The following is a 23960-nucleotide window of genomic DNA, read 5'->3' on the forward strand; positions in this document are numbered from 1 at the left end:
AACGTACCTCCCTTTCTTTCGCCGGATTCATTGTCACTGCTGTTGCCATAGCTGCCTTTGCCTGTGTTGTTGCCATGGCTGCTTTTGCATGTGCTGTTGCCATGGTACCATTGGCTGCTCCGGCGGTGTCTGTTTTCGCAGTCGCCTTTGCGTTTTTGTCGTTTACGGTAATCCCCATGCGCGTCCGCAAGCGTTCATAGTACTCGCTTACCTTGGCTTCCGCGGCCGCTTGATCGGCGATGGCTTCCACACGAACGGCACAATATTTATATTCCGGCGTGCGGCTCTTCGGGTCCAACATGCCGATAGTCAATTCATTACACGCACCGACCCACCATTGATAGGTCATATAAGTAGCCCCTTCCTTGGCACGCTCGGTAGCTAAACACCGTGTGATGGTTTTGCCGCGCCGTGAATGCACATACACTAAATCGCCGGTCGTAATGCCCAGTCGCTTACAATCTGCGGGGTTCATGGCAATCCATCCCGGTTCATCCTCCAGCTTGCTCAGCATACGACAGTTCCCCGTCATGGTGCGCACCGAATAATGACCTACCTCGCGAACGGTACACAGGGATAGCGGGTACTCGCTGTCCACCTCTTCATGCACCGGTTTATACGGCGCAAAGAGCAAGCGTCCCTTGCCGTTTTCGGTAGCAAAAGTGCCGCCTTCATGAAGATATTCCGTGCCCCTATCCTCCATGGAAGGATCAACGCAAGGCCACTGCACGCCGCCGAGGGCGTCCATTTTTTCATAGGTTGCACCGTAGAATTTAGGTGACAGGCTGCGCATTTCATCCCAAATTTCCTTCGTCGAATCATAGCTCATCGGGTAGCCCATCGCAGTAGCTATGGCGCACTGAATTTTCCAATCCGGCCAAGCTTCACCTACCGGTTCGATTGCTTTGCGCACCCGCTGAAAGCCACGGTCACAACTACTATATACCGCATCATGTTCGCCCCAAGCCGTCGCCGGCAGCACTACATCGGCAAACTCCGCCGTCTTATTCATAAAAATATCTTGAACCACCACGAAATCGCAGGCGCTGAGTGCTTCGCGAATCTCCGTTAAATCCGGATCCGACTGGGCCGGGTCTTCGCCTACAATATAATAGGCATGAATTTGCTTTTTCGGATCGGTTTCACGAAGAATTTTCTCCGGCACCAACGTCAACGGCAACCCCGGTGTGGTCGGCAAGGTAACACCCCAGGCCTTTTCAAATTTAGCCCGTGCCTTCGGATCGTCTACCCGTTGATATCCGGGATACACATCCGGCAATACGCCCATATCGCAGGTGCCTTGCACATTATTTTGTCCTCGCACCGGACCTACGCCGGTAGCTCGATGGCCGTAGTTACCGGTAAGTAGTGATAAATTGGAGCAGGCAATCACGCTGTCCACACCTTGAGCAAATTGCGTAATGCCCATACCCCACAACGTAACGGTGTGCTTTGATGATGCAAATAACCGTGCTGCCCGGCGTATCAACTCTGCCGGTACGCCGATAATGTCTGCCATCGCTTCCGGCGCATAGCCACCGAGCGCATTCGCATAGTCTTCAAAGCCTTCCGTGTGCGCCTTTACAAACGCTTCGTCCACTAAGCCTTCTTCAATCATCGTGTACGCCATGGCATTGAGGAGCGCCAAATTCGTACCGCCTTTAATTTGCAAATGAATGTCTGCAATGCGTGCCGTTTCCGTAATCTGCGGATCCACACAAATAATTTTTGCCCCCTTAGCCTTGGCTTTCACCACGCGTCTGGCCACAATGGGATGCGATGTCGCCGCATTATAGCCAATGTTAAAAATAACCTCTGCATCTTCAATTTCCGGTACACTGACGGACATGGCTCCTTCACCAATGGAAGCGCGCAAGCCCGTTACGGAAGCGGCATGACAAATGCGTGCGCAGTGATCCACATTGTTCGTGCCGATGCAGGCACGCATAAATTTCTGTGTAATATACCCTGCTTCATTTCCGGGACCGCGCGCCGAACCGGCGCCCATCACTGTATCCGGTCCGTATTCCTTGATGATGGCCTGTAAGCGCTCCGCCGTATATTGAATGGCTTCCTCCCAGCTCACCCGTTCTAACGGACTGCCTTTACCGCCTTTGCGAATCATAGGATACCGCAACCGCTTCGTTAACAGCTGCGGATCGGTCAAGTAATCCCAGCCGTAATATCCCTTTAAACACAAGCGACCTTCATTCGTCCGTCCATTCGCACCGGTAGCTTTCACGATGCGATTATGTACCGTATCTACGGTTAATGCAATGTGACAGCCCGCACCGCAATAAGGACACACCGTTCGCACTGTCTTGTAGCCCTGTTCCATATCCCTTACCTCTTTTCACTTGAATCCATCATACACGACTGCGTTCCTACTCATCGTACAGGCCTACCGAACATACTGATTGTGCCGGTCCTGCCCATCTTGCCGGTCTTATTGATTGCACTGCCCTTGCTATCGTGCTGCTTCTACCGGTCGTGCTGATTGTATAGATAATAAAAACGCATGTACCTTATGTTTATGATTTACAATTATCTATTTTCTAATTAATGGCTTAGATTGTTATAAACAATTAATAAATATATAAACATAAATTATTACATGCGTTTATTGTATATCTATATTTCTATTTTTGCAACTATTCTGCGCAACTTATATATTCTTAATTATCATAGATAAGTAACTGCTCTCCTATGACTTTTCGATATGATGATGACTACCTATTGTCTTTATCCGGTATGTATAACTCGTTTTCTGATTTGTATGCATAACTCATTTTCTGCTCGGTATGCATACCTCATTTTCTCTTCGGTACATGCAATGACTCTACTGTCTTCGTCCAAAAATATCTTGTTCCAGTAACCACGTTGCCAGAGCATCCCCTTCATCAAAGGAAAAATACCGGCATTCCGTCTCCGGCAGTGGGCGCGGTCCGTCACTGACAATGGCCAATACCTCTTGCGGTTCGCAAGGCAATTCCTCCATATGATCTTTCCGAAGAACGACAATCTTCGGAAAGGATCCGTGACGACGGCTTTCCACTAACGCCACGTCCACCTTCATGCTTTGGGCGAGTGTAAGCAAGCTATCCTCCGACGGCGTATGATGCAACAAGGCGTAACCGTTCGGTCCGCTAATGGCCACCGCTGCCGCGCCTGCCGCCGTTGCTTTTCCCGTATCCGTATCGGCATAATCCATAGTAAATCCATGACCGTCACTTTTCACCAGACCCACCGCTATGCCTCGATTTGTCAGCCGGCGAATTAATTCGGTAGCCACGCGCGTCTTTCCTGTTTTTGAACGATTGGCGGTAACGGTCACAATAGGTACTGTGCGCGATCTATTAATTGCGTATGCCAAGGCTTCCTTATATGCCAGCGGTGTATTCACATTGCGGTAGCGCCTATTATCACTACTAATCGGCACATAGACGGTCGGCACAGCAGCTACTAACGATTGCATCCGGCGTTCACCTTTTTCTAATAGCTCTTTTGCTATATCCCCGCATCGCCGATGATAGATGGCAGCCAACGGTTGCAGACGTCCATCCTCTTGTCGAGGCATAAAACTATATGGTGTGTCACATACATTAGATGTATCAGTTATATTAGATGCGTTAGCTGCGTTGGATGTATTAGCTGCGTTGGATGTATTAGATGCGCTAGATGTGTTGGCTATGTTAGCTGCGTTGGATATATTAGTTGTGTCCGGTTTTAACACAGTCTTTTGCCACTTTGTCAACACGATGGGATCCGGTTCGTAAAACGGCATATCCACCGACACCGTCAAATAATACTCCGGCAGTGCCGTGTCGCCTGCATCGGCTATAGCCGTAATGGCCCTCAGCCCTGCCTCTACACCGGCTAAGGGACCGCATTCTTTGAAGCGATCGCTTACGACCAACATAGAAATAATGCGTTCACTGTCCGGCGGTTGCCACCGATACATCATCCCTTCTGTAGTGGGCACGATATAGGCATCGCCTTGTAACGGTCCTCCGCTTTTTGTTACGGGCCAAACTCTTCCCGGCCATTCTGTTTTTACCAGCGGTCGATTGATGACTACACATAGGTGCGTAAATGAATATGACCTTACCGCCCTCAACGCAAGTGAAGACAGTAAGGTCCCATCCATCCACGGTAGCGACGCCTTGTCGCGCCCCATCCGTGTACTCATGCCACCGGCCACCATCATATATCCTAATCCCGTCATGGTGGTAGGCTCCTTTCAACATAATTAAAGTTAACGTGAAAATCCTTTACGATTATTCATTAGATCATTAGCTTATCGTGTCCGTTAGATAATTAGCTTATCGTGTCCGTTAGATAATTAACTTATCCTGTTCATTAAATCATTAACGTATCATGCCCATTAGATTTATCGTTTGGTCACACTGTTAATACCTTTCATAATCTGTGTATAGAATAAAACAATAACCAATCCGTTGATGAGCATTTCCGGAATCATATAGGTTGCATTATACACAATCGAGTACACCCACGGATTTTGTCCGGCCGGTGCATAGGAAGCAAACACAACGGCTCCGCTGATTACCGACGACAACCACCGCAACGTGCAGCCCGTAAAGGAACCGATAATGGCTGCCGGGCGACTGTCACCGAAGAAACCGGCAACCCCTAAGGCACCAAAGCCAACGATATAATCCAAAATAATGCTAAGCGGATGCAAGCTAAACTTAAATCCTAAGAGAAACGCTACCAAACCGTATACAGCCCCAGTGAGCATTCCGGCCTTACCGCCCCATCGCAAAGCGAAAATAAATAACGGTACCATGTTAGCTGCATTTACCGATCCACCTTGCGGCATCTGAAAGAGCACCACAAAATGTAATACATAGGCAATAGCAATCGCCAGTCCTGCCTCAACCAACATCCGTGTATTTGCTTTGCTTACCGTGTTTGGTGTTTTCACCATATTTGCCGTAGTCATAGTATGCGCCTCCCAACTACTAAGCCAACTAAAAGATTACTCACATTATACGCTATTGTCTTGAATAGTAAAAGTGAATTTTTGTCATAGCACATCATCATTCGTCATTATCCTAATATTATTATTAAAATATTTTAAAATGTTCGGGTTTTACTCTTGTCAAAGTGGGTCTTCTTCTGTATAATGCTTAATGGATTGTTTTGTTATTACAAGGAGGCAACCAATGATTAATACAACTAATATTTTTGACTATGAAGATATACAACTGATTCCTAATAAATGTATTGTTGACAGCCGTAGCCAGTGCGACACCAGCATTACGTTGGGCGATCGCACATTCCGCTTACCGGTTGTGCCGGCAAACATGCAGACCATTATCGACGAAGACTTGGCTGAAAAATTAGCGCGCGGTAACTACTTCTACATTATGCACCGCTTCCAGCCCCATACCCGTTTAGCCTTTGTAAAACGCATGAAGGAAGCCGGTTTGTTTGCCTCCATCAGCATCGGGGTTAAACCGGATGAATTCAAGTTCGTACAAGAGTTAAAGGATGCCGGTCTCACGCCGGAATATATTACCATTGATATTGCGCATGGCCATTCCAACCGTGTCATCGACATGATTCGCCACATCAAAGAACAATTACCGGGTAGCTTTGTAATTGCCGGTAATGTAGGTACACCGGAAGCCGTTCGCGAATTGGAAAATGCCGGTGCGGATGCTACTAAGGTTGGTATTGGACCGGGTAAAGTGTGCATTACCAAATTAAAAACCGGTTTTGGTACCGGTGGTTGGCAGTTGTCCGCTGTTCGTTGGTGTGCCAAAGCAGCAACCAAACCGATTATTGCCGACGGCGGTATCCGCGATCACGGTGACATTGCCAAATCCATTCGCTTCGGTGCTACCCTCGTTATGATCGGTTCCCTCTTTGCCGGTCATGTAGAATCGCCGGGTAAAACCGTTGAAATCGACGGCAAGCCGTACAAGGAATACTTCGGCAGTGCTTCCGAACATCAGAAGGGCGAACGCAAAAACGTGGAAGGCAAAAAAATGTACATTCCTTCCAAAGGCAGCTTATTCGACACCTTAACGGAAATGGAACAGGATTTGCAGTCCTCTATCTCCTATGCCGGCGGCACCAACTTAAATGCCATCCGCAAAGTTGATTACGTTATCGTTAAGAACTCTATCTTCAACGGCGACCGTTAATACAACCATCAGCTAGGCACCGGTATATTCACCGGCTACCGAAGAGGCAATAAAGCCAACATAGATGTAACGATTCATTAACTAGATAAACAGTATATGAAAAAAGCTATACCATCAGGTCTCCTTGATGATATAGCTTTTTTATTTACTTCTATTTACTTCTATTTACTTCTATTTACTTTTATCTATTTCTTATTTACTTTCTTATTTACTTCGTATGTATTCTTTCTATTCTTTTTATACTATCAATAGAACGATGGCTTATCATAATGAGTCCCCGGCTTACATAGCTTCTCGCAAAATGTCTGCTACCTCTGCAGAACTTACTTTTTTATAGCCGCCGTAAATCGTAGCCGTCTTAGCAATATCGTCGATCATGTCTTCAGTAACACCTAGCTCAGTCAAGGTCGGATACATACCGCATTCGCGCATAAAGTTTTCCAGTGCATCAATACCGGTCAGTGCTACTTCTTCATCGCTAAGGCTGTCATCGCAAATGTCCCACACATTGCGTGCAAAGGCAACGAAGCGCGACAAACCGTTTTTATAAATATGGCGATAATAGGTCGGAGAAATCGCCGCTAAACCCATGCCATGAGCACAATCCGTATAGGCTCCGATTTGATGCTCGATACCGTGAACATTCCAATCCTGACTCTTGCCAAGGCCCATAAGCCCGTTCAAAGCTACCGTAGCAGCCCACATCAAGTTACTGCGTGCTTCATAATCCGTCGGATTTGCCACCGCTTTACGAGCATTGGCGATAAGACCGCGCATTAAACCTTCGTTTAAATAGTCACTGGTAGTCACTTCCGTATCGGAGAAGTACTGTTCCATCAAATGGGAGAAGGTATCGAAAATACCGCTCTTCAGTTGGTACTCCGGCAAGGTCATCGTGTATTCCGGATTAAGAATGGAAAAGCGCGGTGCCAACCGTTCATCAAACAGTCGACCGATTTTCTGTTTGGTCGCCGTTTCGGTAATAACGGAACCGGTGTTCATTTCCGATCCTGTACCGGCCATCGTCAACACGGCCGCTACCGGCAAGGTATCATTGGTCACTTCCTCTTGGTTTACCCAAAAACGCGTAAACACATCGCCTTCTGCCTTAGCACTGGCAGCAATGCCTTTGGAGCAGTCCACAACGGAGCCACCGCCTACGGCAAGCACTAAGTCTACCTTGTGCTTGCGTGCCAGCTCTACACCTTCTCGAAGCTTGTCCGCCGTCGGATTGGACATAACACCGGACAATTCAACCACCGTTTTACCGGCTTCCTTCATATATTCCATGACAGCATCATACAAGCCGTTCTTCTTAATGGAATTGCGACCGTACACCATGAGCACTGTCGGACCGTACTTTGGTAGTTCCGTCCGCAGGTTTAATAATGCATTGCGTCCAAAATAAATTTTTGTCGGTGTATAATATGTAAAATCAAAATTCATAGTAAAACTCCTTTCCTATATCACATCTGCCCCTACCGGTTCACACTGATCCAACGTTCTTCCGTAAATTTTTCAATTACCCATTCGCCATTGGTACGACCTAAGCCGGACTGCTTCATGCCGCCGAACATAACATGTGCTTCGTCTTGTACGGACGGGCTGTTCACATGGCTCATACCCGTATGAATTTGACGAGCTACTCCGGTGGAACCGGTGAAGTACACGAAATCGGACAACGGATTTGTATTCGTTAAGGTATACTGACTATGTCCTTCTTACCATGTACCGTTAATATATAGTTTATCATATGTTTTCACTGTTGACATCCTTTCTCATTTTAATTAATAACTTTTAACTCATTATTTTTAATTCATTTGCCGTTGCCCGTTGGGGGCGTCGCGCCGGAGTTAAACGCTTTGTATTAGTCTCTGCTATCGGCGCCGATCCTCATTCGCCGCTGCGCTATTTCAAAGCTAAAGGTGATACGGAAGCAGCCATTACCGCTCTCTATTATGATAGCCTGCAGATTGCTCACCCCTTCCTCATCATTGGCGAACGCGGTGACTCTCGCTCAGTAGAACGTAGTGCTGCATGGCTGTTCGATCGTACCTTCGGTCGTCGCTTCTCACGCTTTCAACCGTCCGACGGTAAACAAATTGCCGCCGTCATGATTGAAAAGGCGCAGCTGCCTATCCCTAATCAGCCTACGGTGTATCGCTATCATCCGCAGGAATTTCAAGCACCGCGTACACGGTAACTCACCCGGTAGAGATCGATAAATAACAAGGTCTACAGGTATGTAAGCATACCTATGCGTAACTAATTAACTATCTATACAACTAAATAACTACCGACATAACTATATAAACGCGCAAGAATAAAAATAATAAAAGGCTGTATGCCCAGTGGTATCTCTTTTTGTTACGTTCTCGTTCAAAGTAACAAGTACCATGAGGCATACAGCCTTTTATTTGTATTCGTATGTGTTAGGTCATTTTATAAAAGCACTTAAGCAAACACGGTTTGCACCAACACCATATAAAGAATCGTCCCTACCGCAATACTAAGGAGCAAATTTCGTTTATACACATGAAGAATGACCAGCACGGCTAATGCGATGGCTTCCGGAATGCCGTAGGGATAGCTTGTTATCGTTAAGTCTTTTAACGAATACACCACCAACAGACCCATAACGGCTCCCGGCAATACATCACCTAAATATTGCACCACCGCCGGTGGCTTAGCTCGATTGGCAAAGAGCACAAAGGAAATCACCCGCGTTAGTATGGTGCCGAGCACAACAACGGCAATCGTAACATACACATGCCAATCCAAGTGTTGTATCATACCTGCGGATCCTCCTTTGCATCAATCTTCGGTTGACTATCATGACTTGCGCTTCTTTTATAGCGCCGCATACTTAGAAAAACCACGACGATAGTAATCATGGCGGGAATCATAAATCGTTCCGGTCCGACCGCGAGCAGCCAAGCCGCCGTAATGCCAAAGCCTAAATAGCAATACAGGCGCTTCCCCGCCGTGAGCAGCAGCTCCAAGAACAATACGGCGAACAATGCCGTCAATACAAACTCAATACCTTTCAGGCTAATCGTAATCAGCTTGCCGCCAAAGCTGCCTAACGCAACACCGCCAACCCAATACAAATAATTGAGCCATGTCACATGCAGATAAAACCAGCCTTTATCTATCGTATCGGGGATCTTTGTCGTTGCATTGATGGCAAAGCTTTCATCGCACATACCGTAAATGAGGGGAATCTTCTTCCACCCTGTACCGCGATAGGCCGTTACCATGGATAAGCCGTAAAAAATATGACGTGCATTCACCAATAGGGTCAGTAGGAATGCACCTAACGGATCGAATGGCGCTGTCAGCAACGCCACCGTTACGAATTCCATGGACCCTGCAAAGATGGTAGCACTCATCAAAACCGGCAAAAACGCAGGAAGTCCCTGTCCCGTTGCATAGAGCCCGTAGGATATGCCCAGGAACAGGAACCCCGCACAAATTGGAACTGTTAACGGAAACGCGTAACTAAAAGCGCTTCTCTTTACCAAACTTTTTCCGCAATGGATTTGAGAAGACTCAGTTTTTTCCACTGATCTTCATCGGTAATTGCATTGCCCTCTTCGGTGGAAGCAAAGCCGCACTGTGGGCTGATACAAAGCTGTTCTTTAGGAACATACAGCGTTGCTTCGTTAATTCTTTCAATAATATCTTCTTCTTTTTCAAGATCTGCAAACTTAGAAGTAACCAAACCTAATACGACCTTCTGGTCTTTAATATGACGTAACGGCGTGAAGCCACCGGCACGGTCGGAATCGTATTCGAGGAAGAAACCGTCTACCTTGCAATGAGCAAAGAGAATCGGCGCGATTGGATCATAGCCGCCGGAGGAGAACCAAGTAGAGCGGAAATTACCGCGACAAATATGCATGGTCACCGTCAAATCAGCCGGCTTATCTTCCAATACTTTATTGATTACTTCCACGTACTTCTGACCTACTTTATCTACATCAATGCCGCGTGCTGCATAGGCCTTACGTTTTTCCGTATCACAGAATTCGCCCCATGACGTGTCATCTAGCTGTAAATAACGGCAGCCTGCGTCATAGAATGCATGTAATGCTTTTTTATATGCCTTGGCAATATCTTCAAAAATTTCATCTTCGCTGTTGTAGCAAGCCGGCAATGTAAAATGTTCGTTTCGCACACAACAAATCAAATGTAACATGGACGGTGAAGGAATTGTCATTTTAGCTACGGCGCGGTTATTCACGATAGCATTGAACTCTTTGAAATCCTCCACAAACGGATGATCTTCGAAATCGATCGTATCGGTAATCTCGATGGTTACCGCCTTCGGCTGATGAGATTTAAATTTTACCGACCATGCATCGGCCTTTACATGAGTAATCCCCTTGAGATTTTCAAGGAAATCAAGATGCCAGAAGCTACGACGATATTCACCATCCGTAACAGCCTTGAGGCCTACGGCCAATTCTTTATCGACCAACTTAGCAATTTCTTCGTTTTCTACCTTGCGAAGGCCGGCTTTATCGAGTGTACCGGCTTCAAAAGCCTGACGGGCTTCTTTAATTTCCGGCGTACGCAAAAAGCTGCCTACAATATCATAACGGAACGGTCCTTTTTCAATAGCTGTACTCATTGTCATCTCTCCTTTACCGGTAGTCCTGTGCTACCTTATACATTCGGTCTCTTTTCTCTCTACTTGGCAAATCACCTTGGTTAGCCAACCAGTGCCCCCTGTGCTCCTATTCCAACGGCTACAATAACACGCTTCTCATATTCCCTTATGCCTCAATACATATAAGGTATTAGCACTTAGAGAACGTAGGATACCTTACCTACCTTGCATTCCAATACAAGTATTGTCCACCAAATTACAAAGGGGTACTGCCGTCCAACGACAGATATAAAAAAAGCGTTATCCTCGCAGATAACGTCTGATAGCCATCATCTGCTAGGTCAAAGCCTACTGGAATTGGCACCTTGCCCGACTCAGGCAGGTTGCCGCAGCTTCACAGGGCCATTCCCTCCACTGCTCTTGATGATCTGTATGTAGTTGGTAATACAACGATGTATCACTGTTTCTACATGATACTGTATTTGAAAAATTTTGTCAAATTGTTTTGCCGTAAGGGAAGGATGGGGCGCGGTTGGTATCTTTTTATTTTTGCGAATCACTCTCCTCTATATAATATACACCATACATAAATTTATATTCTACAAAAATATTTACTTACACTCGTTACTCCCTTGACTTCCCTTTATCCCGTATTATAATTAACTTATAGGATATATTGATAACAAAACTCAATTCATCTATCTAATAGTAAAACAAAGAAACGATAACAGAAAAGGAGGGATTAGCAATGGGAGTGGCATTGCATAATTCACAAGACGTGTACAAAGACGCAGGGAGCAGCGTGATTTTTCTAATGCTCAAATTACATCGTAAGGACCAGCCGGCGGAAAAAGAGGTTATCGCCGATATGGCCGATCGCATTCAGGCGATTCAGCGTTCCATGAACATTCGCGCAGAACATGCAAATTTAAAAATCGCCTTTGGCTTCAGTAATGATGCATGGGAGTATCTCTTCCCCGGTGCCAAGAAGCCAAAAGAATTAGAAACCTTCCAAGAAATTAAAGGCGATCGCCACACGGCCGTATCTACCCCGGCGGACTTGTTCCTCCATCTTCGCGCTACCGACGAAGCTGTCGTATACGAAGTGTGCGACCAGATTATGGATTTTCTTCGCCCTGTAACCAATGTAGTCGACGAAACACATGGTTTCCGCTATTTTGAAGGCCGGGCTATTATCGGTTTCATTGATGGCACCGAAAATCCGGTAGGTGATGAAGCAGCCGAATGGGGTATCATCGGCGATGAAGATCCCAACTTTGCCGGCGGCTCTTATGCGTTCGCGCAAAAATATATCCACGATATGGATGCGTGGAAATCCTTACCGACGGACATGCAAGAGAAAGTCATCGGTCGCCGCAAGTTCAGCGACATCGAACTGGACGATGACGAAAAAGATCCACATGCTCACAACATCATCGCCCAAGATAATCGCGATGGTAAAGAACATAAAATTGTGCGCATGAACGTGCCGTTCTCTAGTCCCGGACAGAATGAAACCGGTACCTACTTCATCGGCTACGCCCGCTACTGGGATGTAACTAAACAAATGCTGACCAACATGTTTACGCAAAACGATAAACTTTTGGATTACAGCACGCCCGTTACCGGTGCCCTCTTCTTTATTCCTTCGCGAGACGTGCTTGATGCTATCGCCGAAGGAGAATTATAATACATAAAATATATTGCTAATAACTATTACTAGATAGCCAACACCTATCGGTCAGTAACTAAAAAAGTCCCGCCTAAATTAGGTCGGGACTTTTTTACTAACAGCCGTCTTGTATGATGTGACTCACAAAACTGCTTCATCCGCTACCATGCGAATTGCATGATATGTATTGCCTTTTGCTTTTGGACTTCCATTAAATGCTATTACCATCCCTAACACGTCCTTAAATAAAAGGACTTTCATCTCCGTCTGTCGAAATATATAAATGAAAGATAAAACTAAGTACATCATCTGTATAGGAGGTAGTAGTATGAACAGCATTGTAAAAAATGGGATTTCCTTCGGTACTGCCTTGGCATTAGTCATTAGCTATGCCAACTGGCATTCAATTCCTTGGGCTATTTTCCACGGGATTCTCGGCTGGGTATATGTGATTTACTATGCCATCGTTCACTAAACCGATTTCATCATAGAGTATCCGTTGATTCAATAAGAGTAACGGTGGACCGTAAGCGATGATTTTGTTCTGCACAGGTCATGATATATACTATAAAAACGCCCTCGTCATAGCAGTGGCAGATACACGTCAAGTATCCGTCACACTATGTACGGGGGCGTTTGCCCTATTAATAGCCGTAACGTAATCGATTTGCTTTCCCATACCACGCCGCTACGAAGAAGGTAGCTACCTCGGCAATAACTACGGACCACCAAATGCCGTCCATCCCGATAAGCATTGGTAATACCAATACAGATCCGACTTGGAAGATGAGTATGCGACTCATGGAAATCACCGCCGAAATCCGACCGTTGTTAAGTGCCGTAAAGAAAGCCGATGCAAATCCATTCATACCGGCCAAGATAAAGGAAAGACAATAAATCCGAAAGGCCTCCTTCGTCATCTGCCACAAGGCTGCATCGTAACCTACAAAATAATAGGTAAGCCAACCGGCACCGGTATACGCAATAGCGGTCATCACCAAGCTGCCACCGCCGACGAGAACCAAGCTTTTCATCAGTACATTGTGAAGCTCCGATGTATTCCGCGCTCCAAAGTGATAGCTGATAATCGCCGAAGCTCCCATGCCGTAACCAAAGTAAATACTTTCAAAGGTTCCGTTCGCATAGAGCATCACACCATAGGCGGCCACACCGTCCGCCCCGATGTAACTCATCAGCTGCAGGTTATACAGAATGCCCAAAATAGAGGCGGAAATACTGGTTAACATTTCCGAAAACCCGTTAGTGGCTGCTTTCATAATAATCGGCCACTCTATAGCAGTCGTCACTAATCGCAAGGCACTGCTGTTGGGCAAATAAAAATATACCAGCGGCAACAGACCGCCCAAGACTTGGCTGAGCACGCTGGCTACGGCTGCCCCGGTAATTCCCCATCCCCATAGAACGATAAACACATAATCCAGCACCAGATTGGTCACTCCGGCAGCGACCGTCATGTATAACCCATATTGCGGCTTTTCTGCCGTTGACCACAATGCTTGCAGCATAACCTGCAACATGAAAGGAATTAAGCCGAGCAGACAAATCCATCCGTATTCCATACCGGCTGTAAACAGATCACCATCGGCTTCCATAAAATGTAAAAAGTACGGCAAGATCCATTCGCTGAGCAGCGTCATCACCGCTCCGAAACCAATCACCACATAAAGGAGCATGGAGAAATACCGATTGGCATCATCCCTGCGCCCCTCTCCCATGGTTGTTGCCACAACGGCTGCTCCGCCGGCGGAAAGCATAAAGGCTACCGACGAAGGAATGACAATCGCCGGTGTCAATACATTTACCGCAGCAAAAGCAATCTTTCCCACATAGTTTGAAACAAAGTAACCGTCCACTACATAATAGATAGACATGATAATCATCATCCAAATGGATGGTATGACATACCGAACCAATTTTCCGTATGTAAAATGTTCTGATAACTTAATCGCCATATACACTCCTCACAACTAGCACTTCATTGTATTGCACGGTATAATTCGTTACCGCACCGCAGTCATTATTATACGCTACCCACTTAGTATGCCGTCAATAACTGTAGCTACGCTTTTACCATTCACTCATATAATGATATACTAATAGTATAGAGTTCTAGTATAGAGTTCTTGCTTACAAGGAGGGTATATATATGTTGAAAGAATTTTCTGCTGCGCTTTGCGCCGCTGCACTCATAACAGTAGTCACTCCGGTGGTAGCTGCTGACACAGCATCACAACCGGTGGCAACCAACGAAGCTACGGCTGCCACACCGGACGCTACGGGAACTGCAGCGACTACGGACACTACGGCTGCTGTGACTAATGAAACAACTAACGGCAATGCAACCTCAGCTGCTCAAGATCCGGTAAGTACGCAGCGTGTTCTTATCGCCATACCTAATTCCAATCGTCAATTAGGTCTCGATAAAACGATCCTTACCGATTTTGTAACACGCACCAAAGCACTCTTCCCCTATCCGGCATACGGCACACGAGAAACAAATACGAACCTGTATCCGACACAAGTAACCTTAGCAAAATTAGCTAACGACAACGACGCTGACATCGTTGTTATGCCGGCTATCAAAAATTGGACCTTCCGCACGATTCGTCCTCGTATGGATCGCTATGGCAACGGCGAGCTCTACACCGAAATCAATGCCTCTATTTCTCTTTTTGTGTATGACAAAACTGCCGATCAGCTTTCTGAAATGACGTCATCCTATCACGCTTTGAACCAGAGCCTATCGGCAAAAAGCGAAGGTGAAGTATTGGCGTACCTTATGATGCATTTACAGCGCGCCGAATAAAAAAAGTCCAAAAGAAAAAGCGATGCCCATATATCGCAAGGGTGTCATTCGCAAGACATGACCTTTAAGATATATGAGCATCGCTTTATTTTTAAGAACCCTCTTCCATAGACCAAGCTTTCGCCTCTGATAGTCTCTTTCTTTTATATTTTATATACGCAATCCGCCAACGATGTCGCTGATATGTGTCAGCTTCTCCGCTTCTGCGTAATCATTCATTTCTTTGGCAATCCGAGCAATCGCTGTAGGGTCAACCATTGTTGCGGTACCTACCGATACGATATCCGCACCGGCCAGCATAAATTCGACGGCATCCGTACCTGTCATAATGCCACCCATCCCCATAATCGGAATCGATACGGCCTGTGCTACTTGATGCACTAAACGCAGTGCCACCGGTTTTACTGCCGGACCGGATAAGCCACCGTACAAATTACCTAATATCGGTCGGCGTGTACGGACATCGATAGCCATCCCCAGCAATGTATTAATCATGCTAATGCCGTCTGCACCGGCATCTTCCACCGCTTTCGCAATTTCTACAATGTTCGTTACATTAGGTGACAGCTTCATAATCACCGGCAAATCCGTGTGCGCCTTTACCATGCGGCACACTTCGGCAGCACTTTCCGCCTGTACGCCAAAAGCCATACCACCGTTTTTTACGTTCGGACAGCTAATATTAACTTCAAAACCGGCAATACCATCTACGGACAGCGTTTCCGCCATATAGCCATAGCCGTCCACATCAGCGGAGGAAATATTAGCCAAAATCGGTACATCATACGTTTTAAGTACCGGCAATGTATCCCGTACGAAGGTTTCCGCTCCGGGATTTTCAAGACCGATACAGTTAAGTACACCTGACGCGGTTTCCGCAATGCGCGTCCCTTTATTACCGTGACGCGGTTCCGGTGTCAGCCCCTTTACGGAGATGGCCCCTACATCGTGACTGAGATCAAGATAGCCTGCATATTCTAAGCCAAAGCCAAAGGTCCCGGATGCGGCTACGATAGGATTTTTCATCGGAATACCACAAAATTCTACGGCCAGCTTCGGATAGGCTTTGCTTGTATTATTCATATCTTTATCCGGTGTTACCATTAGAAGAACACCTCCTCTGCCGGGAAGACCGGCCCGTCCTGACATACCTTATACCGCTTACCGCCGGCACCGTCACAGCCACAGCCGAGACAACCGCCGGTACCGCAGCCCATCCGTTCTTCCAAGGATACTTGGCACGGAATGCCAAGAGTAGCCGCTTCGGCAGCTACCCCTTTCATCATCGGCGTCGGCCCACAGGTCAATACCGCCGAAAAGTCATTGTCTGCTGCCAGGGTCGGCATAAGCGCCGTAGGAAACCCTTTCGTTCCAAGACTTCCGTCATCCGTAGTGATATGCACCTTCACCGGATACGGCTTGAACAAGTCGGCCCAAAAGGATTCGCTCTTACTACGGAAGCCCAGGAGTACCTGCGCTTCTTCGCCGTCCTTTAACTTTGATGCGATGCACAGCATAGGCGCAATCCCTACGCCGCCACCGACTAAAAGCATGTGCCGCGATGTTTCAAAGCGACTTCCCAAAGGTCCGAGACAATCCAATGTATCATCTTTTTCGAGGCGTGTCATCAATTCCGTACCACGACCGACCACGCGATAGAGAAGAGTTATGGTTCCCTTTTCGCTGTCAAAACCGGCGTAACTGATGGGACGCCGCAAGAGCGGCGCTGTTCCATCCGTGACGCGCACATTACAGAACTGTCCCACCTGAGCCTCTTTGGCTTGCTTCGGCGCATACAGTTCCATTATCCATACGTCGGCGCCGATTTGCTCATTGCTGAGAACTCGAGCCGCTTCTACATAACCGCTCATGCTGTATCACTCCATCTCGTAATCCTGTAACGCTTCTACATCAATGGTAACTTCCTTCTTGGCCCGGCCGACTACAACACGCAATACTTCGCGTGCCGTGTCGAGAGAGGTCAAGCAAGGGGTCCCCATTTCTACAGCCAAACGGCGCAATCGGAATCCTTCACGTTCCGGACGCTTTCCATAGGTCAACGTGTTCACCATAAGGTCTACCTTACCTTGACGAATGAGGTCCGCACAGGTAGAACCGCCTTGATGAATTTTATTGACCAATACACAATCCACGCCGTGGTCTTTGAAGTATTGGCCGGTGCCATCCGTTGCCATAATGTGGTAGCCCAGCTCTGTAAATCCCTTGGCAAGCTGCGCGGCTTCTTCCTTGTCGCGATCCGCTACGGTAATCAGAATATGACCGGCTTCCGGAATGCGCATGCGCGCTCCATGAATAGCTTTGAAGAGAGCCTCCGAATACGTACGGCCGATGCCCATAACTTCACCGGTTGATTTCATTTCCGGTCCCAAAGCAATTTCAACGAGACCCATCTTTGCAAAGGAGAATACCGGTGCCTTTACGGCTACATACGGTTTAGGCGGTACCAAGCCCGTAGGCAAGCCCATGCCCTTCAATGTTTCGCCTAAAGCAATGCGCGTTGCGTAGGCAATCATGTTGATGCCCGTTACCTTACTGATAAACGGCACCGTACGACTGGAGCGAGGATTTACTTCGATAACATGTAGTGTATTATCCGCAATAATGTACTGGATATTTACAATCCCTTTAACATTAAGACCGCGAGCAATACGGCGTGTGTAATCTACAATCTGCTCTGTCATTTCCGGCGATACATGCTGTGCCGGATACACGGCCATGGAGTCACCGGAGTGTACGCCGGCTCGTTCGATTTGTTCCATAATCCCCGGGATACATACATCTTCGCCGTCGGAAATAGCGTCTACTTCCACTTCCATACCTACCATGTACCGGTCGATGAGTACCGGGTGATCCTTCGAAGCCACAACAGCTTCTTTCATATATACATCAAGTTCGTCATCGTTGTATACGATTTCCATTGCACGACCGCCGAGGACATAGGACGGACGCACGATCAGCGGATACCCGAGGCGTGCTGCCGCTGCCAACGCTTCTTCATGGGATGTTACCAACGCCCCTACCGGACGGGGAATACCCAAGGTATTCAAAAGGTCATCAAAGCGTTCACGATCTTCCGCCATGTCGATGCTGTCCACCGAGGTTCCGAGAATTTTTACTCCGCGCTGTGCCAACGGCCCGGCAAGATTGATAGCCGTCTGACCACCAAACTGTGCAATAACGCCTACCGGATTTTCCTTGCGAATGACTTCCATGACATCTTCTACTGTTAACGGTTCAAAGTAAAGGCTGTCCGATGTATCAAAGTCGGTACTTACCGTTTCCGGATTGTTATTGATGATGATGGACTTCATACCGGCTTCGCGCAACGCCCATGAGGAATGTACGGAGCAGTAGTCAAATTCTACGCCCTGTCCGATACGAATCGGTCCGGATCCGAGAACGATGACGCTCTTATCGCCTTGCGGCACTACTTCGTCTTCCGTAGCGTAGGCACTGTAGTAGTACGGTGTGTGCGCTTCAAATTCAGCAGCACAGGTATCTACGTATTTGTATGTTGGATATATAGCAAGTTCTTCTCTCTTTTTCGTCACTACATCAGTACCTACACCTGCATAGCGCGCAACAACGCCATCCGGCATGCTGTAGCGCTTTGCCAAACGCAGCGTATCTTCCGTAAGGTTTTCGCCTTCAGCCGCCAAGCGCTGTTCAACGGTGATGATATTTTTAATCTTATTGATAAAGAAGGTATCAATCTTCGTGATATAGGCAATCTTTTCCACGCTGATACCACGGCGCAGTGCTTCCGCTACCGTATACAGTCGTTCGTCGTCCACCTTGTGAAGGCGTTCAATGAGCTGTTCCATCGATTCGTGCGCCAGCTTCGGCAACGCAATATGGTCAAGGCCGATTTCCAAGGAACGAATGGCTTTCAATAAAGACCCTTCTAAGGTGCGGTCAATAGCCATAACTTCACCGGTAGCCTTCATCTGCGTCCCCAAGGTGCGATCGGCCATGCTGAATTTTTCAAACGGCCAGCGCGGGAACTTCGTTACTACATAGTCCAAGGATGGTTCGAAGCACGCCTTGGTTTCACCGGTTACGGCATTGGTAATTTCATCTAAGGTCATACCTAACGCAACCTTGGCGGCTACCTTGGCAATCGGATAGCCCGTTGCCTTTGAGGCCAATGCCGACGAACGTGATACGCGCGGATTTACTTCAATAACGTAGTAGTTGTTGCTGTGCGGATCGAGGGCATACTGTACGTTACAGCCCCCTTCGATTTCCAGGTAACGAATGATGTCGATCGATGCCGTGCGAAGCATCTGGTATTGAATGTCGTTCAAGGTCTGACTCGGTGCCACAACAACCGAGTCCCCGGTATGTACACCTACCGGATCTATATTTTCCATGTTACATACGATGATACAGTTATCCGCACTGTCGCGCATAACTTCGTATTCGATTTCCTTCCAACCGGCTACGGAGCGTTCTACCAAGATTTGGTGAATCGGGCTCAGTTTAATGCCGCGTAAGGCAATCATGTACATTTCTTCTTCGTTCTGCGCAATACCGCCGCCGGTGCCGCCCAATGTATAGGCCGGACGGATAATAATCGGATAGCCGATGCGGTTCGCAAAGGCCACTGCTTCTTCCACATCGCTGAAGATATCACTTTCCGGTACCGGTTGATTAATACGCTTCATGGCTTCCTTAAAGAGTTCGCGGTCTTCCGCCTGTTTAATGGCCGCCAGCGTCGTTCCCAACAAGCGTACATTATATTTTTCCAAAACGCCGGCTTCGGACAATTCCACCGCCATGTTAAGACCAACCTGGCCTCCCAGAGTCGCCAAAAGACCGTACGGGCGTTCCTTACGAATGACTTCGGTAACAAATTCCAAACTAATCGGTTCGATATATACGCGTTCCGCAATATCGCTGTCCGTCATGATTGTCGCCGGATTCGAGTTAACCAATACGACTTCATAACCTTCTTCACGTAAGGAGCGACATGCCTGTGTACCGGCATAGTCAAATTCTGCGGCCTGGCCGATAATAATCGGGCCGGAGCCGATAACGAGTACTTTTTTTGCTTCTCTAGTCACTGTTAACCCTTTCTCATTAATTCCTTAAACTGTTCGAATAGATACAGGTTATCCGTCGGTCCGGGAGATGCTTCCGGATGATACTGCACCGACATAATCGGCATCGTATTGTGACGCATACCTTCTACGCTGCCATCGTTCACACTGCGATGCGTAATGGTCACATCGGCGCCGTTAAGGCTTTCTTCCGATACGGCATAGCCATGATTCTGAGAGGTAATATAAATGCGTCCCGTCTCTAAATCCTTTACCGGATGGTTCGATCCGCGATGACCAAAGCGCATTTTATACGTATCGCCGCCATAAGCCAGCGCCAATACCTGATGCCCCATGCAAATCCCAAAAATCGGCTTCTTGCCCATTAACTTTTTTACTTCTTCCACGGCATAGTCAAGAGACTTCGGATCCCCCGGTCCATTAGACAGGAAAATCCCGTCCGGATTAGCGGCCAGAACGGTTTCGGCTTTGGTTGCTGCCGGATAAATCGTCAAGCGACAACCGCAGCGTTCCAAGGATTGCAATATATTTTCTTTTACACCAAAATCGTACACAGCTACATGAAAGTCTGCATTGTCAGCGCCGCGACGACCTTCCCAGGTCGTTGTCACCCGCGCCACCTGATCCGTAGGCAGCTCCTGTGCCAATAGTGCTTCAATACGCGCTTCGTCCGTGTCTGCCGGGCAAATTACGCCTTTCATTACGCCATGGTTACGGATACGGCGCGTAATCGCGCGCGTATCCACATTATATAAACAAGGTACTCCGTAAGCGCGGAGAAACTCTTCAAAACGTCCTTCGTTTTGCCAGTTACTGGGGAAGGTACACAACTCCCCTACAATCATCCCGCGACAGTACGGCTTCGGTGCCTGTACAATATCCCGGAATACACCGTAATTCCCGATAAGAGGATAGGTCAACGTAATAATCTGGTCTGCATAGGACGGATCCGTTACGATTTCCTGATACCCGGTCATGCCTGTATTAAATACTACTTCCCCCAATATAGGAGCGCCGCCTAAAAGCTCCCCTTCAAATACAGCGCCATCTTGTAAAACTAATTTGCCTTTCACCGGGTAACAACTCCCTCCTTCATAACAACATCTCCGTCAACTACGGTCAACTTAGCACGACCGGTTAACGTCATCCCGTCAAACGGGCTTGTTTTTCCTTTCGTATAGAATCGGTTGCGATCAACCGTCCATGCTTCATCGGTACTGAACACCGTAATGTCCGCTGCCTTACCTACTTCCAGTACGCCACCTTCTACACCGAGCAGCTGTGCCGGACGCGTACTCATGAGAGATACGATTTCATCCAGGGTCAAAATTCCCGTTTTATATGTGTGGGTAAGCACTGCTGCCAACGAGGTTTCGAGACCGCTGAAGCCATTCGGTGCACAGCAGAATTCCTGATCTTTTTCTTCTTCCGCATGCGGTGCGTGGTCCGTAATAATCGCGTCGATAGTGCCGTCCTTCACACCGGCTAGCAATGCCTGACGATGTTCTTCGGAACGAATCGGCGGTGCCATTTTAAACGCCGGATTGTATTCGCGCAAGTATTCATCGGTAAAGGCCAAGTGCTGTGCCGTTACTTCGCAGGTTACCTTGATGCCCTTTGCCTTAGCTCTGCGAATTTGATCCACCGTATCCTTCGAGCTTACATGGGCAATGTGAATGTGACCGCCCGTCATTTCGGCGAGGAGAAGGTCACGGGCTACGGCCATATCTTCCGCTACCGCCGGACGTCCTTTCACGCCCATTTCATAGGCTACAAAACCTTCGTGCATGTGCCCTTCACAGGTCAATGTCACTTCTTCGGCATGGTCGATAACCGGCTTGTTAAACATGCTGGAGTATTCCAAAGCGCGGCGCATAAAAGCAGCGCTTTCTACATAATGTCCGTCATCGGAGAAGCCTACTACACCGGCTTCGGCCATATCGCCCATTTCCGCCAACTCTTTACCTTTAAGGCCTTTACTTACAGCCCCCATAAATTCAACCTTAACTACGCCCGTCAATTCCGCCTGTTTGCGAAGACCGCGTACCAAAGCCGCATTGTCTACAACCGGTGTGGTATTTGCCATCGTTGCTACGCGAGTGAAGCCACCGGCAGCGGCTGCCTGTGTACCGCTGTAAAAATCTTCCTTCGCTTCTTGTCCCGGTTCGCGCAAATGCGTATGCATATCAATGAGTCCCGGTGCTACTACCAACCCGGTAGCATCATATACGTCAGCACCGTCAGCGCTTAAATTCTGACCGATAGCGGCAATCTTGCCGTCCTTCACCAATACGTCGGCTACTTCATGTTGTTTCTTGGCCGGATTTACTACCGTACCACCTTTAATCAGCAAGTTCACTGCCGTCACCTCCGATAATCGTCAAGTACAATACTGCCATGCGAATCGCAACGCCGTTGCGAACCTGTTCCTGAATCACCGATTCATCGCCGTAGGCTACATCCGGTGCAATTTCAAGACCGCGGTTCATCGGTCCCGGATGCATAACCATTACATCGTCTTTTGCATATTTCAATACATCGCGGTTGATGCCGAAGATGCGTGCATATTCACGATTTGTCGGATATAACGCCGAGTTAATTCGTTCCAACTGAATGCGAAGTACATTGACTACGTCCGCACCTTCAAGGGCTTCCTTCAAATCATAATGTACCGTCACACCCATCTTGGCCATTTCCGGATATACCAGCGTGCGCGGACCTACGAGGTGTACATCGGCACCCATGGTCTTGAGTCCGTAAATATTCGACCGTGCTACACGACTGTGCATGATGTCACCGGCAATAACTACTTTAAGTCCTTCTAGCGATTCTTTCTTTTCTAATATGGAGTACATATCAAGCAGTGCCTGCGTCGGATGTTCATGCGCTCCGTCACCGGCATTGATGATAATCGGGTCCACGCATTTCGTGGCATACAGCGGCGCCCCTTCCGCACTGTGTCGCATAACGATAGCATCGGTGCCCATGTACGACATCGTAAGCAATGTATCGCGGAAGCTTTCCCCTTTTACCATGGAGCTGCCGCTCTTGGAGATGTTGATTACATCGGCCCCCAAGTACTTGCCGGCCAACTCGAAAGAACTACGCGTTCTCGTACTCGGTTCCATGAATAAATTAATAATCGACTTGCCTTTTAACAATGGATGCTTCTTATTGTCCGACAGCACGATTTTCTTCATCTTCTTCGCCACGCGTAAGATTAATTCAATCTCTTCCTTAGTGGCATGCTGCAGACCTAACAAATGCTTGCCCTTCAAACTTACCTGTCCCATTTCTGTCCTCCTTGATGAGTTTCATGGCCCTGTAGCAAAAAAGACCCCTTGCTTTGAGGCAAGAGGTCTTATAGTAGACGTAAAGGTGCATCCATATATACGGATAGCCTAACTATTGTTCCCTTACTAGCCTCACAGGACTAACTTAAAAGGTATTTCTCATGAAACGAACGGTCTCTCGTACCGCCCCTGTTGTTTCTTGTTATATTGTACTCTCTGCGAGGGAGTGTGTCAATATTATTCTCATCCCTACCATTAGTCATCGCCTCTTGCTCGGTGATAGGTAAAGGTGAGAC

18 protein-coding genes, 1 pseudogene and 1 riboswitch are annotated in these 23960 nt (G+C 47.5%); of the genes and pseudogenes, 4 read left to right on the top strand and 15 right to left on the bottom strand.

Annotation, left to right across the window (positions count from 1 at the left end; translation table 11 throughout):
- Positions 1–175 precede the first annotated feature (175 nt).
- The 3 genes and pseudogenes from fdhF to thiT form a co-directional block, all read right to left on the bottom strand.
- Positions 176–2338, bottom strand: a pseudogene (fdhF, locus tag Q5873_RS00755) (formate dehydrogenase subunit alpha); the annotation flags it as partial.
- Between the two features lie 501 nt (positions 2339–2839).
- On the bottom strand, positions 2840–4225 hold the full coding sequence (gene mobB, locus Q5873_RS00760; RefSeq protein ID WP_303058918.1) for a molybdopterin-guanine dinucleotide biosynthesis protein B: 1386 nt from the start codon (positions 4223–4225) through the stop codon (positions 2840–2842).
- A gap of 165 nt (positions 4226–4390) precedes the next feature.
- Positions 4391–4963, bottom strand: a complete 573-nt coding sequence (thiT, locus tag Q5873_RS00765; RefSeq protein ID WP_244869500.1) for an energy-coupled thiamine transporter ThiT — start codon at positions 4961–4963, stop codon at positions 4391–4393.
- Positions 4964–5186: 223 nt separating this feature from the next.
- Here thiT and guaC point away from each other — a divergent pair, with 223 nt between their 5' ends.
- Positions 5187–6173 carry a GMP reductase gene (guaC, locus tag Q5873_RS00770; RefSeq protein ID WP_205088319.1) on the top strand — a complete coding sequence of 329 codons (987 nt, stop codon included), beginning with the start codon at positions 5187–5189 and terminating at the stop codon, positions 6171–6173.
- Positions 6174–6455: 282 nt separating this feature from the next.
- Here guaC and Q5873_RS00775 read toward each other — a convergent pair whose 3' ends face one another.
- The 5 genes from Q5873_RS00775 to Q5873_RS00795 form a co-directional block, all read right to left on the bottom strand.
- Positions 6456–7619 carry an iron-containing alcohol dehydrogenase gene (locus Q5873_RS00775; RefSeq protein ID WP_303058922.1) on the bottom strand — a complete coding sequence of 388 codons (1164 nt, stop codon included), beginning with the start codon at positions 7617–7619 and terminating at the stop codon, positions 6456–6458.
- Positions 7620–7651: 32 nt separating this feature from the next.
- A complete protein-coding gene (locus Q5873_RS00780; protein ID WP_303058924.1) occupies positions 7652–7855 on the bottom strand; it encodes an aldehyde dehydrogenase family protein in 204 nt (67 codons plus the stop codon).
- Positions 7856–8627: 772 nt separating this feature from the next.
- Positions 8628–8966, bottom strand: coding sequence for a branched-chain amino acid transporter permease (locus tag Q5873_RS00785; RefSeq protein ID WP_028255407.1), 339 nt, complete (start codon positions 8964–8966; stop codon positions 8628–8630).
- The gene (locus Q5873_RS00790) at positions 8963–9739 is read right to left on the bottom strand and encodes an AzlC family ABC transporter permease (protein ID WP_303058926.1); all 777 of its coding nucleotides are present in this window, start codon (positions 9737–9739) and stop codon (positions 8963–8965) included. Before Q5873_RS00790 ends, Q5873_RS00785 begins: the two co-directional genes overlap by 4 nt.
- Positions 9691–10809, bottom strand: a complete 1119-nt coding sequence (locus Q5873_RS00795; RefSeq protein WP_288301225.1) for a 5-methyltetrahydropteroyltriglutamate--homocysteine S-methyltransferase — start codon at positions 10807–10809, stop codon at positions 9691–9693. Before Q5873_RS00795 ends, Q5873_RS00790 begins: the two co-directional genes overlap by 49 nt.
- Before the next feature lie 305 nt (positions 10810–11114).
- A riboswitch (SAM riboswitch) is annotated at positions 11115–11218 on the bottom strand.
- 318 nt (positions 11219–11536) lie between these two features.
- On the opposite strand from Q5873_RS00795, the gene Q5873_RS00800 reads away from it, so the two are divergent.
- Both Q5873_RS00800 and Q5873_RS00805 read left to right on the top strand, forming a co-directional pair.
- On the top strand, positions 11537–12478 hold the full coding sequence (locus Q5873_RS00800; RefSeq protein ID WP_303058929.1) for a Dyp-type peroxidase: 942 nt from the start codon (positions 11537–11539) through the stop codon (positions 12476–12478).
- A gap of 310 nt (positions 12479–12788) precedes the next feature.
- Entirely contained in the window at positions 12789–12935 is a 147-nt protein-coding gene (locus Q5873_RS00805) for a hypothetical protein (protein ID WP_169718813.1), read from the top strand.
- A gap of 169 nt (positions 12936–13104) precedes the next feature.
- On the opposite strand, the gene Q5873_RS00810 is transcribed toward Q5873_RS00805, so the two are convergent.
- Positions 13105–14433: an MATE family efflux transporter gene (locus Q5873_RS00810; RefSeq protein ID WP_303058931.1), complete on the bottom strand. Its 1329-nt coding sequence runs from the start codon at positions 14431–14433 to the stop codon at positions 13105–13107.
- A 194-nt stretch (positions 14434–14627) separates the two neighbouring features.
- On the opposite strand from Q5873_RS00810, the gene Q5873_RS00815 reads away from it, so the two are divergent.
- On the top strand, positions 14628–15287 hold the full coding sequence (locus tag Q5873_RS00815) for a hypothetical protein (RefSeq protein WP_303058933.1): 660 nt from the start codon (positions 14628–14630) through the stop codon (positions 15285–15287).
- 150 nt (positions 15288–15437) lie between these two features.
- Here Q5873_RS00815 and Q5873_RS00820 read toward each other — a convergent pair whose 3' ends face one another.
- Genes Q5873_RS00820 through Q5873_RS00845 form a run of 6 tightly spaced genes read right to left on the bottom strand, consistent with a single transcriptional unit; the run spans position 15438 to position 23664 of the window.
- The gene (locus tag Q5873_RS00820) at positions 15438–16391 is read right to left on the bottom strand and encodes a dihydroorotate dehydrogenase (protein ID WP_303058935.1); all 954 of its coding nucleotides are present in this window, start codon (positions 16389–16391) and stop codon (positions 15438–15440) included.
- Complete coding sequence (locus Q5873_RS00825; protein WP_303058936.1) at positions 16391–17158, bottom strand: dihydroorotate dehydrogenase electron transfer subunit; 768 nt, start codon at positions 17156–17158, stop codon at positions 16391–16393. The genes Q5873_RS00820 and Q5873_RS00825 overlap by 1 nt, the downstream gene beginning before the upstream one ends.
- A gap of 6 nt (positions 17159–17164) precedes the next feature.
- Positions 17165–20374, bottom strand: a complete 3210-nt coding sequence (carB, locus tag Q5873_RS00830; RefSeq protein ID WP_303058938.1) for a carbamoyl-phosphate synthase large subunit — start codon at positions 20372–20374, stop codon at positions 17165–17167.
- Positions 20375–20376: 2 nt separating this feature from the next.
- Positions 20377–21444 (bottom strand): glutamine-hydrolyzing carbamoyl-phosphate synthase small subunit, encoded by a 1068-nt coding sequence (carA, locus tag Q5873_RS00835; protein ID WP_303058939.1) that lies wholly within the window; start codon positions 21442–21444, stop codon positions 20377–20379.
- On the bottom strand, positions 21441–22730 hold the full coding sequence (locus Q5873_RS00840; protein ID WP_028255416.1) for a dihydroorotase: 1290 nt from the start codon (positions 22728–22730) through the stop codon (positions 21441–21443). Before Q5873_RS00840 ends, carA begins: the two co-directional genes overlap by 4 nt.
- Positions 22714–23664: an aspartate carbamoyltransferase catalytic subunit gene (locus Q5873_RS00845; RefSeq protein WP_028255417.1), complete on the bottom strand. Its 951-nt coding sequence runs from the start codon at positions 23662–23664 to the stop codon at positions 22714–22716. The genes Q5873_RS00840 and Q5873_RS00845 overlap by 17 nt, the downstream gene beginning before the upstream one ends.
- Positions 23665–23960: the final 296 nt, after the last annotated feature.

It is taken from the genome of Veillonella magna (assembly GCF_959600285.1).
Classification (GTDB): domain Bacteria; phylum Bacillota; class Negativicutes; order Veillonellales; family Veillonellaceae; genus Veillonella_A; species Veillonella_A magna.